The organism is Arthrobacter sp. UYEF21, from assembly GCF_040546085.1.
Lineage (GTDB): Bacteria > Actinomycetota > Actinomycetes > Actinomycetales > Micrococcaceae > Arthrobacter.
This window is the reverse complement of sequence record NZ_JBEPNF010000015.1, coordinates 1-15,694: the sequence shown is the minus strand read 5'-3', so window position 1 is coordinate 15,694 and position 15,694 is coordinate 1. Positions and strand designations below refer to the sequence as shown.

General features: G+C 64.9%; 16 protein-coding genes and 3 tRNA genes. 8 read left to right on the top strand and 11 right to left on the bottom strand.

What is annotated here, in order from left to right; genetic code table 11:
* Nucleotides 1-35 precede the first annotated feature (35 nt).
* From ABIB27_RS14910 to ABIB27_RS14900, 3 genes are read left to right on the top strand one after another with little or no spacing between them, the layout of a single operon-like run.
* Nucleotides 36-323: a hypothetical protein gene (locus ABIB27_RS14910; RefSeq protein WP_354215267.1), complete on the top strand. Its 288-nt coding sequence runs from the start codon at nt 36-38 to the stop codon at nt 321-323.
* The gene (locus ABIB27_RS14905; protein WP_354215370.1) at nt 301-813 is read left to right on the top strand and encodes a hypothetical protein; all 513 of its coding nucleotides are present in this window, start codon (nt 301-303) and stop codon (nt 811-813) included. The genes ABIB27_RS14910 and ABIB27_RS14905 overlap by 23 nt, the downstream gene beginning before the upstream one ends.
* Entirely contained in the window at nt 717-995 is a 279-nt protein-coding gene (locus ABIB27_RS14900; RefSeq protein WP_354215266.1) for a tyrosine-type recombinase/integrase, read from the top strand. Before ABIB27_RS14905 ends, ABIB27_RS14900 begins: the two co-directional genes overlap by 97 nt.
* A gap of 92 nt (nt 996-1,087) precedes the next feature.
* Here ABIB27_RS14900 and ABIB27_RS14895 read toward each other — a convergent pair.
* From ABIB27_RS14895 to ABIB27_RS14875, 5 genes are all read right to left on the bottom strand, one after another.
* A tRNA-Ile gene (locus ABIB27_RS14895) sits at nt 1,088-1,161 on the bottom strand.
* A gap of 144 nt (nt 1,162-1,305) precedes the next feature.
* Nucleotides 1,306-2,502, bottom strand: a complete 1,197-nt coding sequence (locus ABIB27_RS14890; RefSeq protein WP_354215265.1) for a glycosyltransferase — start codon at nt 2,500-2,502, stop codon at nt 1,306-1,308.
* Between the two features lie 127 nt (nt 2,503-2,629).
* Nucleotides 2,630-3,538 carry a DMT family transporter gene (locus tag ABIB27_RS14885; RefSeq protein ID WP_354215264.1) on the bottom strand — a complete coding sequence of 303 codons (909 nt, stop codon included), beginning with the start codon at nt 3,536-3,538 and terminating at the stop codon, nt 2,630-2,632.
* A complete protein-coding gene (locus ABIB27_RS14880; protein WP_354215263.1) occupies nt 3,538-4,221 on the bottom strand; it encodes a CDP-alcohol phosphatidyltransferase family protein in 684 nt (227 codons plus the stop codon). The genes ABIB27_RS14885 and ABIB27_RS14880 overlap by 1 nt, the downstream gene beginning before the upstream one ends.
* Before the next feature lie 42 nt (nt 4,222-4,263).
* Nucleotides 4,264-5,118, bottom strand: coding sequence for a phage holin family protein (locus tag ABIB27_RS14875; RefSeq protein ID WP_354215262.1), 855 nt, complete (start codon nt 5,116-5,118; stop codon nt 4,264-4,266).
* 188 nt (nt 5,119-5,306) lie between these two features.
* On the opposite strand from ABIB27_RS14875, the gene ABIB27_RS14870 reads away from it, so the two are divergent.
* From ABIB27_RS14870 to ABIB27_RS14860, 3 genes are all read left to right on the top strand, one after another.
* On the top strand, nt 5,307-6,530 hold the full coding sequence (locus ABIB27_RS14870) for a multidrug effflux MFS transporter (RefSeq protein WP_354215261.1): 1,224 nt from the start codon (nt 5,307-5,309) through the stop codon (nt 6,528-6,530).
* A gap of 133 nt (nt 6,531-6,663) precedes the next feature.
* Nucleotides 6,664-6,843: a hypothetical protein gene (locus ABIB27_RS14865; protein WP_354215260.1), complete on the top strand. Its 180-nt coding sequence runs from the start codon at nt 6,664-6,666 to the stop codon at nt 6,841-6,843.
* Between the two features lie 159 nt (nt 6,844-7,002).
* The gene (locus ABIB27_RS14860) at nt 7,003-7,410 is read left to right on the top strand and encodes a hypothetical protein (protein WP_354215259.1); all 408 of its coding nucleotides are present in this window, start codon (nt 7,003-7,005) and stop codon (nt 7,408-7,410) included.
* Nucleotides 7,411-7,498: 88 nt separating this feature from the next.
* Here the strand turns inward: ABIB27_RS14860 and ABIB27_RS14855 are convergent.
* From ABIB27_RS14855 to ABIB27_RS14830, 6 genes are all read right to left on the bottom strand, one after another.
* Nucleotides 7,499-7,574: transfer RNA gene (locus ABIB27_RS14855), tRNA-Asn, on the bottom strand.
* 126 nt (nt 7,575-7,700) lie between these two features.
* A tRNA-Asn gene (locus ABIB27_RS14850) sits at nt 7,701-7,773 on the bottom strand.
* Between the two features lie 66 nt (nt 7,774-7,839).
* Nucleotides 7,840-9,774, bottom strand: coding sequence for a DNA primase (gene dnaG, locus ABIB27_RS14845; protein WP_354215258.1), 1,935 nt, complete (start codon nt 9,772-9,774; stop codon nt 7,840-7,842).
* A 52-nt stretch (nt 9,775-9,826) separates the two neighbouring features.
* A complete protein-coding gene (locus tag ABIB27_RS14840; protein WP_354215257.1) occupies nt 9,827-11,125 on the bottom strand; it encodes a deoxyguanosinetriphosphate triphosphohydrolase in 1,299 nt (432 codons plus the stop codon).
* Complete coding sequence (dusB, locus tag ABIB27_RS14835; RefSeq protein ID WP_354215256.1) at nt 11,109-12,287, bottom strand: tRNA dihydrouridine synthase DusB; 1,179 nt, start codon at nt 12,285-12,287, stop codon at nt 11,109-11,111. The genes ABIB27_RS14840 and dusB overlap by 17 nt, the downstream gene beginning before the upstream one ends.
* A 52-nt stretch (nt 12,288-12,339) precedes the next feature.
* Nucleotides 12,340-13,809 carry a YibE/F family protein gene (locus ABIB27_RS14830; RefSeq protein WP_354215255.1) on the bottom strand — a complete coding sequence of 490 codons (1,470 nt, stop codon included), beginning with the start codon at nt 13,807-13,809 and terminating at the stop codon, nt 12,340-12,342.
* An 81-nt stretch (nt 13,810-13,890) separates the two neighbouring features.
* Here ABIB27_RS14830 and ABIB27_RS14825 point away from each other — a divergent pair, with 81 nt between their 5' ends.
* Nucleotides 13,891-14,655 (top strand): alpha/beta hydrolase, encoded by a 765-nt coding sequence (locus ABIB27_RS14825; RefSeq protein WP_354215254.1) that lies wholly within the window; start codon nt 13,891-13,893, stop codon nt 14,653-14,655.
* Nucleotides 14,652-15,491 carry a DUF1295 domain-containing protein gene (locus ABIB27_RS14820; protein WP_354215253.1) on the top strand — a complete coding sequence of 280 codons (840 nt, stop codon included), beginning with the start codon at nt 14,652-14,654 and terminating at the stop codon, nt 15,489-15,491. The genes ABIB27_RS14825 and ABIB27_RS14820 overlap by 4 nt, the downstream gene beginning before the upstream one ends.
* Nucleotides 15,492-15,694: the final 203 nt, after the last annotated feature.

Sequence of the window (15,694 nt, the reverse complement as noted above, 5' to 3'; positions counted from 1 at the left end):
GTTTCGGGGGTGATGTTACTCAATTCCGGATCGAGGTGTCTGCAAAGCTCGCGGTCATCTGGTGGGCCGAGTTTGAGGACACTGACCGGGCGCTGAACACCCGGCGCCGGTACCGGGACATCATGGACAACTTCGTCAGCCCGGGCATCGGCGGAATCCGGATCCGGATCCGGGAAGCCACCGTCTCCACCCTGGACAGGTTCCTCAAAACCATGCGAACCAAGCACGGCAACGCCACGGCGAACCTCTGCAAGACCGTCCTGTCGGGCATGCCGGGCCTGGCAGCCAGGCACGGCGCCCTTGACGGGAAACCCTCTGCGTGACGTTGCCACGATTCCAACCAACCACAAGGAGGTTCGGGCCCTGACAGTCGCCGCGGTCGGCGCACTGCGCGCCGGCCTCCGCCAATGGGAGGCCAACAAGAAGCAGGCCGGCCGCTACCCCACGGTGGACATGCTCGACGTCGTCGACATCATGCTCGCCACCGGCGCGCGGATTGGTGAAGCCCTCGCGATCCGCTGGAAGGACATCGATCTGAAGTCAGCCAAGCCGGCAGTCACCGTGAAGGGGACCATCGTCTACATGCCGGGTCAGGGCCTGACCATCCAGGATCACCCTAAGAGCGCCCATTCCCGTCAAAGGTACTTCCTACCCGCCTTCGCCGGGGAAATGCTGCTGAGGCGGCAAATTGGGCAGCTGGAGGCCAACCGTGGGACGTGGTGTTCCCATCTGCCGTCGGGTCGCTCCGGGACCCCAACAATTTCCGCAGGCAGTGGCGCTCTGCCCGCGACGAGCTCGGCTTCCAGTGGGTGACCCCGCACACCTTCCGAAAGACCGTCGGAACCCTGCTGGAAGCCTCCTCCGGCATGGCCGTCGCGTCCGCCCAGCTCGGGCACTCCAGCGAAAACGTCACGCGGAAGCACTACGTCCAAAAGACCCACGAGGCGCCGGACAACACGACTGTGCTGGAGCCGTTCGGCCAGCGCCGGGAATGATTCCGGTGGGCAAGCGGTGGACTACTACCTGAGAACATCAAAATTAAAGAGCCCCTGATCCACGTTTCCGCAGTTCAAGGGCTCTTTTCAGGTAGGGCTACTCGGACTTGAACCGAGGACCTTAGGATTATGAGTCCCGCGCTCTAACCAGCTGAGCTATAGCCCCATGCCCTCTGCTTACGAGATCCATGGAGGACTTCGGATTCAGCAGGGCAAAAACACTCTAGCAAACCGGGACGCTTCCTCAGACCACCGTTGCTGCTGGTCAGGTCGCGGCGGCGGCGGCTGCCAGGCCGACAGCTTCCTGCGATCAGACCACTTTGTCTTCGAAGCTTGCCCCCCGGTAGAGGTCCTCAAAGGTTTGCAGGGTGCCCTCGATGCTGTGCGGTTCCACCATCCGCCTGCTGGCCTGGCCCATCGCTGCCAGCTCGGCGGCAGGCAGCTGAAGGATGCGGGTAATCTTCGCCGCGAGGTCGTCGCTGTCGTTAGGAGTGAACAGGTAGCCGTTCTCGCCGTCGCGCACCAGGTGCGGCAGCGCCATGGCGTCTGCCAGCAGGACAGGCGTCGAGGCCGACATTGCTTCCAGTGTCACCAGGGACTGCAGTTCGGCAGTACCAGGCATACAGAACAGGTCCGCCTTGATGTAGGTCTCCCGGAGCTGTTCATCACTGGCCAGGCCAAGGAACCGCACCCTGTCCTCGAGCCCAAGCCGTTTCGCCTGCGCCTCCAGGGACTGGCGGACTTCACCGCCGCCCACTACCTCCAGGTGGACGTTCAGTTCCGCAGGGGTCTTGGCAACAGCGTTGATGAGCACGTCCACGTGCTTCTCCTCCGCCAGCCGGCCCGCAAACACCACCGTAGGACTGGCATGCCCTTCGATGACCTCACCGGGCTGCAACTCATAGGCCGCAGCATCGATCCCGTTGGAAAGGGGCAGCACCTTGCGCAGGAAAGCATGCTGATGCATGGCCTTGGCGGCCAGGGGCGTGGGCGTGGTGACGACGTCGGCCTGGCCCATGACCTTGCCCATGTCCTTCCAGGAGATCTTGCCGATGATGTCCTTGAACCACTGCGGGAAGGGCAGGAAGGGGTTCAGGTTCTCCGGCATGAAGTGGTTGGTGGCCACAATCCTGATGCCCCGCTTCACCGCCTCATACAAGACGTGCTCGCCGATCATATAGTGGCTCTGGATGTGCACCACGTCAGGCTTGACCCGGTCGAACAGGAGGCTGATCTCTTTCTTGATCTCCCAGGGAAAGCAGATGCGGAAGTACTCGTGGGTGAACACGCCATGCGAGCGGAGCCGGTGAACAGTTGCCTCGGAACGGAACTCGGTGAAGCTCGCGCCGTTATCCGCCCGACAGGCCAGCACGTTCACGTTGTGGCCGCGGCCGGTCATGCCCTTCGCCAGCCGGTAGCTGAACTGGGCGGCCCCGTTGATGTGGGGCGGATAGGTATCCGCGGCGATCAGGATGGTCAGAGGGCGCTGGTCAGAGGGCGGTGTCACGTGGAGAGCTCCTGAAGGTCACGATGCGCAGCTGACGCTGGATGCACCGGGTGGCCGCCGGCACGGTGGCGCGGGGCCTCTTAGTGATAATCGGCTAGGTCAAGAATCGGCTGGTCAGTGGGACAGGCTAGTGGGACGCCCTGCCCGCCGCCTTCCGCGCATCTTTCTTGCGCTTGGTGACCTCGGGGTGGTGCCTGGAAAGGGCGATCACCCCCACGATAGCAAGGGAAGCTGCCGTAGCCATGCCAATCGCCATGACGGCGTGGACGTCAGGACGCAACTCTCCCAGGATCACGATGCCGATGGCGATTCCGACGATCGGATCAATGACCGTCAGCCCGGCAATGACCAGGTCAGGCGGGCCGCCAGAGTATGCACTCTGGACGAACCAGGAACCGAGTCCGCCGGCGGCCGCAATGGCCACCACCGAGTACCACTGGACGTTGAGCAGGACCAGTCCGTTCGGATCCAGCAGGTGCTTGCCGATGATGCGGGTCAGCACCGCCACAAAGCCGAACAGGACGCCGGCACCGAGGATGTAGACGAAGGCGCTCATCCGGTGCCGGAACATCACCGTCAGGGTGCCGAAGACCCCCACCGCCAGGGCAAGGAGCAACACAATGGTGAGTTCCTCGTCCTGGCCAACGTTGTGGTTCTCCTGCGTCACGTTCACGGCAAGGAGGACAAACAGCGCGGAACCGGTCACGCAGGCCGCGATGGACACCATGGTGGCCCGGTTGATGGTGATGTCCTGGTCGCGTGCGTTCACCACGGTGGTAATGACCAGCGCGATTGCCCCGATCGGCTGCACCACCGTTAGGGGCGCTGACACCAGCGCCACCGCATTCATGCCCATCCCGACACACAACAAGAGGAGGCCCAGCATCCACCGCGGGTTGCGAAGCAGACGGAGGAAGCCGTGTGAACTCAGGGCGAGCCCACCCGTGTCGGCCTTGACGGCGCTCCCCTGCTTTTGCGCACCCAAGGCAAGGCAGAATGCCCCAAGCACCGCCAGCAGAACCGCCACCCACACCATCAGGCGGTGCCGCCGTCGTACTGGTCGCCGTTGTGCTCGTTGCCGTTGTGCTGGTTGCCGTCCTGCTGTTTGCCGGCCTGATGTGACTGCATTTTGCCTTTTCGCAGAATGGCCCAGAAATAGTTGTAGGCAGCGATCCAATGGCCGGCGAGTCCGAGTCCCAGCACCATCCATGCGGCAACGAACAGGGCGCCGCTGACGAGAGTATCCAGCCGCGACAGGACCAGCAGGGGGGTGCCGAGCAGCAGCAAGCCGGTGCGGACCTTGCCCACCCGGCTCACAACCAGGTCAGGATGGCCGCGGAAGTAGAACAGGGTCAGGACCAGGAGCACGGCGTCCGGCACCAGCAGCGCGGCCAGGTAGAGCCAATGCACGACACCGGCGATCACCAGGGTGACAGCCACCGCGATGAGCGCGAGCCGGTCAGCCATCGGATCCATGACCCGGCCGAGTTTGGACGCCTGATCGAAGCGGCGTGCCACGTACCCGTCAATCCAGTCGGTGCCCGCCATAACCGCAAGGACCACGACGGCGATGCCGTACTCTTTCTGCGCCAAGACCAGCCAGATGAACAACGGCACGCCCATAAAGCGCAGCACAGTCAGGACGTTGGGGATGGTGAAGACGTGGTCGTGGTCAATCTGGGGGCGGCCGGAACGCGCGCCAGCGCCGATGAACTTCACTCCGCTCCCCTCCTCACAGCACAGCGTAAATGTGTCGGTCAGTTATGGGTTCCGGAGCAGCCTGCGCAGCAGCACCACGAAGATGGTGGCTGAAGCCGCTAGGGCGGCAAAGGGCTTCCACCGGACGCCGGCATTCTCAATGGAATCCGAGAACGCGGCGAATTTTTGTCCGGCCGTGGCCTTGCCATGCTCAACAACGGCTTTGCCCTCCCCCAGCTTTTCCTTGGCCGCACCCAGCAGGAAACTGACCTGGGGCTTAACGTCGAGCTCGGCGTCCAGCTCGTCTCGGACTTCGGCGATGTGCCGCCGCCGCTGCTCCAGCCTGCGGTGAAGCTCGGGCTCGGACGCGTGCGGGAACTCCACCCTGTGAGCCTCTTCCTTGGCTTCCTTCTCTGCCTTGGCCTTGGCAGCGGCTTCGTCCTTGGCGGCCTTGGCGGCTTTGGCCTCCGGGCTGTTCGGATCAAGGATTGCAGCGTTGAAGTCCGAGCCTTCCTTGGCAATCCCCAGATCGTACTTGATCCCCCGGATGGTCTCCTCCGGCAACAGGGGCATAGCCTTCTTGAATTTGCGGAGACCGATCAGCGCACCGATGAGCCCAATGACCAGGAACGCGGCGCAGACAAGCAAGGCCGCGAGCCAGGCCGGCATGATGGTGGCGAGGCCCATGATGGCGGCCACAATGAGGCCAACTACCAGGAAAGCCAGGAAAAGGAGCGCGACGGCGAAAAACGCGGCCGCCACCCCCACCTGAATGCCCTTGCGCTTCAGCTCTACCTTGGCAAAGGCGATTTCGTCGTTGAGTTGGCGGGGTGCAAGGCGAAAGAGAAGTTTCAGCGTCCTGGGGAGTGCGGTGATACGCAGTCCCTGGCTGGTCCGCCCGGTGTGTCGTCCGCTCATCGGTTCCCGCCTTAATTGTTGCTGGTCTGCTGTTTGGTCGATCCGTCGTCAGTGATCTGCAGGAGCGTGCGACAGCACAGTCCCGCCCCCAAAGCTATCATTCAGCTTCAGGCAACCGTCCGTGCTGGCCTTACGGCGCGCCTGTAAGACCATGAGGAAGTGACCTGCCGGGCCTAGGATTGGTCTCCGTGACCACTCCCTTCAATCCGGGCGATTCACTGAGCCGCCGCCGGAAATTTCTGTACATCCTCCTCCTCGGCGCCCTCACCGCATTGGGACCCTTCACGATCGATCTGTACCTGCCAGCCTTTCCGGCGCTCGAAGCCAGCCTGGGTGTCTCAGAAGCACAGGTACAGCTGACCCTGGCCGGTACCACGGTGGGCTTTGCCTTGGGTCAGCTGGTGGTGGGCCCGCTCAGCGACAGGTTCGGCCGGCGGTTGCCGCTGATCCTTGCCACCGCACTGCACATTGCTTCTTCCGTGGGGGCGGCCCTGTCCACCGATATCGCCATGCTGGGTTTCTTCCGCGTGCTGATGGGTGTGGGCGCGGCCGGCGGTGGCGTGGTGGCCATGGCCATGGTGCGCGATTTGTACTCCGGCTACGCCATGGTGCGGATGTTCTCACGGATGGCTCTGGTGAACGGTCTCGCACCGATCCTGGCTCCCGTCATCGGATCGCAGCTGCTCCTGGTGATGCCGTGGCCCGGCATCTTCGTGTTCCTCGCCTGTTACGGCGCCCTGGTGATCATTGGCGCGCTTTTCCTGGTCCGGGAAACCCTGCCGCCGGAGATGCGCGGCCATTCCGGCCTGACTGCCGGCCAGCGCTACAAAGTCCTCTTTACGGACCGGATATTTGTTGGTCTGCTGGTGGTGGGCGGCATGAACTTCGCTGGCCTGTTCACATACCTGTCTGCTTCACCGTTCCTGTTCCAGGACATTTTCGGATTCTCACCGCAGGAGTATGGCCTGCTCTTCGGAATCAATTCGCTGGGCATCGTGGCCGGCGTCCAAATCAGTTCCCGGCTCATCAGGAGGGTCCCGCCGCAGTGGATCCTGGTCTATGCCACAGCCTGGATGTTCCTCATGGCCCTGCTGATCGTGATTTTCGACCAGGCCGGCCTGGGCCTCTGGGGCGTCCTCGTCCCGCTTTGGCTCTACATTATGGGCACAGGATTCATGTTCCCTTGTGTGCAGGTCCTGGCGCTGTCCAGCCACGGGGCGCAGGCCGGCACGGCCGCCTCCCTCCTGGGGGCCGCGACCTTCCTCATGGCGGGCCTGATCTCACCGGTAGTGGGGTGGCTGGGGATCACCAGCTCCACGCCCATGGGAGCCGTTCAGGCCGCATGCATCTTGGTGGCGATAGCCGCTCTCTGGCTGATCGTGCGGCCGCGCACCGTCCCGTCTATCCAGTGAGCGGGCAAATTCCGCGAGCCGGCAATGCCCATGAGCCCGTCCACGCGCCGAGCCCCGCCCACGCGCTGGGTCGCATCCACACATAGAGTCCAACCCACACACCGAGCCCCGCAGCCAGCCGAAAGGTGACCTGATGAAACGCAAACCGCACCGCAACCCCAGGGGACTGTTCCTCGGGGCGGTGCTGGGCGCCGTCGCCGGCTATTTTGCCGGCCGGATGTTCGGCAGTCCGGCCATCGGGATCATCCTCGGCGCGCTGGCAGGCTCGGCGTTGCTGTACCGGCTGAACCCCGGGCCCTGGAACCGCAAGTAGGTGAACCACCGGCACGCCCCTGGCCGTGAAAGCCGCCAGCGCGTGAACCGGCGCGTGCCCTGCCCGCGATTCCGGCCATGGTTCCGGCCCTCAGGGCGGCTGCCGGCAAAGGAGGCGCCGACCCTGCCGTGGCGCACCGTCGCGCGATAAAATAAATCCATGCCCAGCTGGCAGTACTCCTCGCCGCTCCCGGCCACCTGGCAACGTTGCGACTCCGGCATCCTGCCACTGTGGTGGGATCGGTTGTGCGCGCAGACGGGCCAGCAGTCGGCGGCCCTCTACGCTGCCGGCCTGTTCACGGAGGACCGGCGCCGGCCCATCGCCCAGTGGTTCAACCCCGCCTCCAGCGCGGCCCTCCTGGTAGCCCCTGAGACGTCCGCCGAGTGGCCGGTGCAGCGTTTCGGTATCTTCTACGCGCCGCCGGCCGCAGGCTTCGCCCGGGTGCACTCAGCACCGCATGAGTGGCACCCGCGCGAACCCCGCAAGTCCCCCACTGAGCAGGAAGCCTTCCTCGCAGCCATCGCCGAGGCCGAACGTTTCCTGCAGGTGGAAATGGACTTTGTCTAACGGGCAAATCCAGGGGGCAAATCCAGGGGGCAAGGTCCAGTCAACAAGAAATCCCCGCCCTCACCTGAGGACGGGGATTTCTTGTTGTTGGCTCCTCCTGCTGGACTTGAACCAGCAACCCTTCGATTAACAGTCGAATGCTCTGCCAATTGAGCTAAGGAGGAATGAAGCAGGTATGACCTTAGCAAAGGTCTCCCGGCAAAGGGAAATCGGTGCCACCAAAGGGCCGGGATACCCTCCCCGGGTAGAAAAAAATCCCCGCTCCGGAGACCCGGAACGGGGATTGTGCGCTCCTCCTGCTGGACTTGAACCAGCAACCCTTCGATTAACAGTCGAATGCTCTGCCAATTGAGCTAAGGAGGAATGAAGCGGGTACCAGCCTAGCAAAGACCCCGCGGGGAAGTGAAATCGGAAGCGAAATCGGGGCCCTTAAGCGTCCGAGCGCAGGGCCCTGCGTTCCATTTCCAGCATCATCAGTTCCCGGTTGAGCCGTTGGAAGTCCGCGGGATTGGCTGCCGGGTCCAGCCGCTGCAACTGGCCCATCTTGTCGGCCTTCACCCGGGTGATCTGGAGCTCGAACAGGCGCGCCAGGATGTCCTTGCAGTATTTCTGCACGGCTTCGGCGGTGCTGGCCGGCAGCGGCACCACGGCCAGTTCAGACACCAACGGACGCAGGGGTTCCGGGACTTCGTTCATCACCTGCTCCACCCAGCGCACAGGTTCGCCGATGAAACCCGGTCCCGAGGCCCGCATGGCGTCGTGAACGGCCTGGAATGCGGGCGTGACGAACCGCGCAGCCGAGAAACGCTCCCAGATGCCGCCGCCCAGGGATGCAGGCTCCTGCAGCGCCACCTCCAGCGCCTGCCGCTCCATGGACGCCACCGGGTCGCGGGGATCGGGGCGGTGATAAGAGGGAACAGCGCCCGACGCCGGTCCCGCAGCGACGCCGGGTCCGCCGGCTTGTGCAGGCCTCACGGGAGCCGGGCCCCCTGCCGGGCCAACGGCGGATCCCGTGCCGCCCTGCGGGCCGGCGCTGGCGCGCTTCATGGCTACCGCCACGGCCCTGCTAACCTCTTCCACCGGTATGCCGAGCCAGCCTGCCAGTTCACGGGCGTAGGCGGGCCTGATGCCGGCGTCGCGGATCTGTGCCACCACCGGAGCAGATTCCCGCAGCGCGGCCACACGGCCCTCAACGGTGTCCAGGTTGTGGCGCTTCAATGTTGCTTTGATGGCGAATTCAAACAGTGGGCGCCGGCTGTTGATCAGATCCCGGACGGCGGCGTCCCCCTTGGTCTGCCGCAGGTCGCAGGGATCGGCGCCGGTGGGGTCCACAGCCACATAGTTCTGCGCCACGAAGCGCTGGTCCTCCTCGAAGGCCCGCAACGCGGCCTTCTGGCCGGCGGCGTCGCCGTCGAAGGTAAAGATGACCTCTCCCCCGCTGCCGTCGTCGGACAGCAGCCGCCGGGCGATCTTGATGTGCTCGGTACCGAACGCAGTACCGCACGTGGCCACCGCCGTCGGGATTCCCGCGAGGTGGCAGGCCATGACATCCGTGTAGCCCTCCACCACCACGAGCTGCCTGTCCTTGGCGACGTGTTTTTTGGCGAGGTCAATCCCGTAGAGCACCTGGGACTTTTTGTAGAGCGTGGTTTCGGGGGTGTTGAGGTACTTGGGGCCCTGATCGTCCTCGTAGAGTTTCCGTGCGCCGAAGCCGATGGTGTCGCCGGCGATATCGCGGATGGGCCAGATCAGGCGGCCGCGGAATCGGTCGTAGATCCCCCGATTGCCTTCAGAAAACATCCCCGTCAATTTCAACTCAGCATCTGTGAAACCGCGCCCGCGCAGGTGCTTCAGCAGCGCGTCCCACCCCTGTGGCGCGTAGCCCACGCCGAATTGCTCTGAGACGGCCCGGTCAAAGCCGCGGTTGTACAGGAAGTTCCGGCCTTCGGCTGCGCCCGGCGTCAGCAGCTGGGCGCGGAAGAACTCATCGGCAATTTTGTGGGCATCCAGGAGCCGCTGGCGCCGGCCCACCTCTTCGCGGCTGGGGCCGGTCCCGCCGTCTTCGTAGCGCAGTTCGTAGCCGATTCGGGCGGCCAGCTTTTCCACAGCTTCATGGAAGGACGTGTGGTCCTGTTTCTGCACAAAGGCAATAACGTCGCCGTCTTCGCCGCAGCCGAAGCAGTGGTACCGGCCCACCTGCGGGCGGACGGTGAACGACGGCGAGCGCTCGTCGTGGAAAGGGCACAGGCCCTTATACGTGCCCAGGCCGGCACCCTTGAGTGTGACGTACCCGTCAACCACTTCCTTGATGTCCGTGCGCTGGCGTACTTCGTCAATATCTTCACGTTTGATCAGGCCAACCACAGTGCCATCCTAGTCCCGGGGTGCGACAGGGAAAGGCGCCCTATGGCCTCTGTCACCAAAGCGACGGCAGGCTACCCACGAGCCGTTCGTACATAGCCAGCGCCGACCCGTCCGTGAGCGACGCCACCTGGTCGATGACCACCCTCAGCCGTGCGCCGTCGTCGGCCGCGTCCCGCCAGTCCGCCGCGAACATCGGCTCCAGGTGGCGGTCACCCGCGGCGTTCAGGGCGATGACCAGGGCGTGCAGGACCTCGCGCTGGCGCTCGTAAATGGGCTGGCGGTGTTCGGTGGTCATCACAAAGGTGGTGGCCAGGCCTTTCATCACCGCGATCTCCATCACTGTTTCGTCCGGGACCATCAGCTCGGCGTTGTACCTGGTGAGGTTTTCCGGGCCGTAACGGGTACGGGTGGTCTCCAGGGCGCTCTGGCAGAACCGGCCGATCAGCTGGCTGGTCATGTTCTTCAGGGCGGCCATGGATTGGCGGCTGCCGTCGGCTTCACGGACCCAGACATCGGTGGCCTCGAGCCGGGCCAGGGCGGCGTCGATGGCGGCCGGATCATTGTGCGGGAGGTACCACTGCTTGGCGTAGCCCACCACCCGGGCTCGGTGGTCCGGGTTGTCCATCCAGCGCAGCTGGAAGTGCCCTGCCACAATCGCGTCCTCGACGTCGTGCACCGAGTAGGAAATGTCGTCGGCCAGGTCCATGACCTGGGCTTCAAGGCAGGACCGGCGCGCGGGGGCGCCTTCCCGGATCCAGTTGAAGATGGGGAGATCGTCCTCGTAGGCGCCGAACTTGCTGGTGCGCTGACCGTGGATCACGGGCGCGTCCAGTGCCGACCACGGGTATTTCGACGCCGCGTCAAGGCTGGCGCGGGTGAGGTTCAGTCCCGCCGGGCGGCCGTCGGCGGCCAGCACTTTGGGTTCGAGGCGCGTGAGCAGGCGGAGGGTCTGGGCGTTCCCTTCGAACCCGCCGATGGCGTGTGCCACCTCGTTGAGGGCAGACTCGCCGTTGTGCCCGAAGGGCGGGTGTCCCAGATCATGGCTGAGGCACGCGGTGTCCACAACGTCCGGATCGCAGCCCAGGGCGCGGCCAAGCTCCCGGCCCACCTGCGCCACTTCGAGGCTGTGGGTCAGGCGGGTGCGGACGAAGTCGTCCGTGTCCGGCGCCACTACCTGCGTCTTGGCACCGAGCCGGCGCAGGGCCGAGGAGTGCAAGACCCGTGCACGGTCGCGCTCAAAATCGGAGCGGTAGTTGTTCTTGGGCGGCTCCTCCACCCAGCGGGCCGAGTCCCGTGCCTCGTAGCCGGGCAGCACCGGTGCCGTGGTACGGGTTTCAGCCACCGGAGACATCCAGCTCCGCGGCTGAGATGTCCTTGGACTGGGCCTCGTTCAGGGCGCGGGATTCCAGCCAGTCCTTGGGCAGCGCCGGCCTCTTGGCCGATCCCGCCCGGCCGCGCGGTCCTTCGGCATCCACACCGGGGTAGGGCGAATCCAGGTCCAGCTGGTCCAGGGTCTCGCGCAAGATCTCCAGGCTGGTCACGAGCGCCAGCTTAGTCCGCAGTTCGCCGCCCACCACGTAGCCCTTGAAGTACCAGGCGATGTGCTTGCGGATCTCACGCAGGGCCTTGTCTTCATCGCCGAAGGTTTCGACCATTAGTTCGGCGTGCCGGTAAACGCTGTCGGCCACCTTCCGGGCGTCCGGCTTATGGCGGACATCGCTTCCCTCGAAAGCAGCCATCAGGTCGCCGAACAGCCACGGGCGCCCCTGGCAGCCACGGCCCACCACCACGCCGTCCACCCCGGTTTCGCGGACCATGCGGACAGCGTCCTCGGCAGACCAGATGTCGCCGTTGCCCAGGACGGGGACATCCGGGAGGGCTTCGCGGAGCCGTGCGATGGCCGTCCAGTCGGCCTGGCCCGAGTAGAACTGCGCGGCTGTCCTGCCGTGGAGTGCGACGGCGGCAACACCGGAATCACGGGCGATCCGGCCAGCGTCGAGGTACGTAAGGTGGTCCTCGTCAATGCCTTTGCGCATCTTGATGGTGAGCGGGATGTTGCCCTTGGTGGCCTCTTTGACCGCCGTCTGGACAATGGAGGTGAACAGGTCGATCTTCCACGGCAGGGCCGAGCCGCCGCCGCGCCGCGTCACCTTGGGGACGGGGCAGCCGAAGTTCAGGTCGATGTGGTCCGCGCGGTCCTCGTCCACGAGCATCCGCACGGCGGCGCCCACCGTCACGGGATCCACGCCGTACAGCTGGACGGACCGTACTTTTTCGTCGTCGTCGTGCGAGATGATGCGCAGCGATTCGGGCGTGCGCTCAACGAGGGCACGCGAGGTGACCATCTCCGCCACATAGAGGCCGCCGCCGTATTCACGGCACAAGCGACGAAAGGCGGAGTTGGTGATGCCCGCCATGGGAGCCAGGATCACGGGGGTGTCCACCGTGATGTTGCCCAGCTTCAGGGGCGGGAGTTCCAGCTTGGGGGCAGGAGGCGTTGCGGTAACAGTCACCTGTCCATTGTCGCAAAGGCGGGCAAATCGGCGGGATTACCTTCCGCTCGGGTCAGCCGCGGTCCGCGCGGCGGCCTCGCCGGGTTTCGGGCGCCCCCAGGTTTGCCCCGCTCTCCGCCTCCACTGGCACCCCGTCATCCAGCGCTGTACCACGCGACCGGCCGCTGACAACTGCCGCTGCAAGCGCACCGGTATCGCCGACGTCGTCCGGGTTGATTTCCTGAACCGCTGCGCTGCTGGCCGGCACCGGCTGGCCCGCTGTCCGGATGCTGGTGGCCTTGACCACCAGCACGCCGATCAGGGTGGTCACCGGAATGGCCAGCACCAGCCCAATGGAACCGACAAGCGTCCGGATGACTTCCTCGGACAGCTCGGCGCTGGTGAGGGTGTCCCCCAGCGGACGGTTGTAGAGCATCACAATAATCAGGATGGGCAGGGCTGCGCCCGCGTAGGCAAAGGCGATGGTGTACACGGTAGAGGCGATGTGGTCGCGGCCGATCCGCATGGCGGAGGTGAACAGCTTGCGGGCGCTGGTGCCGGGTGCCAGCTCGTACAGTTCCCAGACAGCGGAGGACTGTGTGATGGTGACGTCATTCAGCACACCCAGCCCCGAGATGATCAGGCCGCACAGGATCACCCCAGAAATGGAGATGTTGGCCGAGGTATTGATCAAGGTGGTGGCGTCGTGGCTGCCCACTCCGGCGAGGTTGGCGGCGTCCGTGGCCCAGGCAGCCAGCAACGCCGTAATGCCCAGCCCAAACATGGTGCCCAGCAGCGCCGTCGAGGTCCGGGCCGAGAATCCATGGGCAAAATACAGCACCCCGATCATAATCACCGTGGATCCCACCAGCGCCAGCAATAGCGGAGGCTTCCCCTCCACCAGTCCCGGCAGCATAAACCCGGCAAGGACAAAGTAGGCGCCCACCAGGCCAAGGAGTGCGCGGAGTCCCCGCCACCGTGCCACGACAATCACCACCAAGGCGTACAGGAGCGCCAGCACCACGATGGGCAGGGTCCGGACGAAGTCAACAAAAATGTAGGCTGGCGAGCCCTGCGACGCCGCCGCCCCCTGGGCCTTGGAGAGGTTCAGGTACCTGATTTGGTCCCCCGGCCGCACCCCGTGTGATTTTGCGACATCGGGGTTGATCACCACTTTGACGGGGCTGCCGCCCTGGTCGGGTTGCGTGAAGGCAAACATGCAGTCCGAACCCTGCGGGGCTGGCTGGCCGGTGCCATCGGCGGACGGGCCGCCAGCAACTGAGCCTTGCATGCAGCTTTCTTCGACCACACTTTGGATCTTGCCGGTGTCAAAGGTGACACCGGGCGCGGCCGAGTAGGGGCTGGCGAGCGAGATCCCCTCTTTGGACCCGGACGGCCACAGCATGGCCATTCCTGCCAGGGTCAGCAGCGTCAGCGGAACCAGCACCGCGGCAAGGATGCGGTTCGCCTTCCGGCGCGCAGCAATCGCTTCTGCTGTCGGCTCCGAATGATCTATGGAAGCGTGGGAGTGACCGGATCCCATCAGCAGCTAATCCTCATACCTTGAACTCTACGTCCGGCACCTTAAGGTTGATAAATGGCAGGAAGCGGGAAGGAACCAGTCATGACGGACCGCAAAACCCAGGAGTACCGGAGTACCCCCGGCAACGCCGCCGAAAAGGCGCGGGGCAGCAGGCAGCAGGCGGCCCTCACCGTCCTGCCGGCCGCCGGCGCCACGAAGGGCGTGGCCCTGGTGCTGCACGGCGGCAGGGCGCACAGCTACGAACCCGTGGCTGCCCTGCAATTGAGCCCGCTGCGGATGGTCACCTTTGCCCGCCACCTGCACCAGGCGGGCAGGTGTCACGGGCTGGCAGTCTGGTCACTGCGGAACAGCGTGCGCGGCTGGAATGGGAAGGACATGTCCGCGCTCCACGATGCCCGCTGGGCCCTCCAGCACATCACCGCACAGCACCCCGGTGTTCCTGTCTTCCTGGTAGGCCATTCCATGGGTGGCCTCACCGCCGTCTGCGCGGCCGACGCTTCGAATGTGGAAGCTGTGGTTGCCCTGGCGCCATGGCTCGGGCCGGAGACCCCGGCCGAACGGGTTGCCGGACGCAAGGTCCTCATTGTCCATGGCACCGATGACCGAATGACAAGCCCCACCCAATCGCGGCAGTTTGCCCGCCGTGCCGCTGACGCAGCGGCCTCCATGCAGTACGTTTCGATCAGCGGTGCCGGGCATTTCATGGTCCGGCGGGTCCGCCTGTGGCACTCTTTGGCCACAGGCTTTGTGATGAAGGCCTTCGCCGAGCGCATCGGCTTTGATTCCCCGGCGTCCCACACCCTGGACGAACTGTTGCCGGCATCCGCCACGCAGGTGAACCTGTGAGCCCATTTCCCTCGCCGGAGTTCGCTGTTTCGCTGCCGTGGACGGCGTTGGCTGTAGTTGTGGTCCTGGCGGTAACTTTTGCCGTGGCCGTCAGGCAGGGCAGGCACTCGGTCATGGACGTCGCCTGGGGGCCCGGGTTCGTCGCCGTGGCGGCGGTTTGCTGGTTCCTTTCCGCCGGATCGGGCGACGACACGCGGCGCCTGCTGCTGGTCCTCCTGACTGCGGTCTGGGGGCTGCGGCTCGGAATCCACATCGGCTGGCGGGCGCGGGACGGGCACGAAGACCCGCGCTACAAAAACCTCCTGTCATCGGCGCCTGGATCCAGAAACACCTACGCGCTCCGCCGCGTCTACCTGCCGCAGGGCGCCTCGATGTTCTTTGTGTCCCTGACGGTCCAGGTGGGAATGTTCGCCACCGGCGCCGTGGGATGGGTGGCAGTCCTTGGAGTCCTGCTCTGGGTCCTGGGTTTCGTGTTTGAGACCGTGGGCGACTGGCAGCTGGCGCAGTTCAAGAAGGACCCCTCGCGCCGCGGCACGGTGCTCAATACCGGTTTGTGGCGGTACACCAGGCACCCCAACTACTTCGGCGACGCCGCCGTGTGGACGGGTCTGTTCCTGATTGCCGCAGACTCCTGGCCGGGTGTACTCACCATCCTTTCACCGGCCCTCATGATCTGGACCCTCGCGGCCAAGACCGGCAAACCCCTCGCCGAGAAGGCCATGTCCAGCCGGCCCGGCTATCAGGAGTACCTGGAGTCGACGTCGGGGTTCCTGCCGTGGCCACCACGCCGGCGCACCAACGGCGGAGCCGGGCAGCGGCGAGCAGGCGGCGGATAACCGGCCCGCCGCCTGGCTAGACTCCCACTGGCATTGATCAACTCAATGGAGAGGTATTCCTGTGGCACGCAGTCCTGAAAAACGGCGGCCTCGAAGATTCCCGGGCGCCTAGTAGTACTTAGTTAGGTCGGCGTGGCGGCTTTTAATCCCTGACCGATCCTGTTAATTTTCGAGGCATGAAACCGGATGAGCTTGCCGAGACC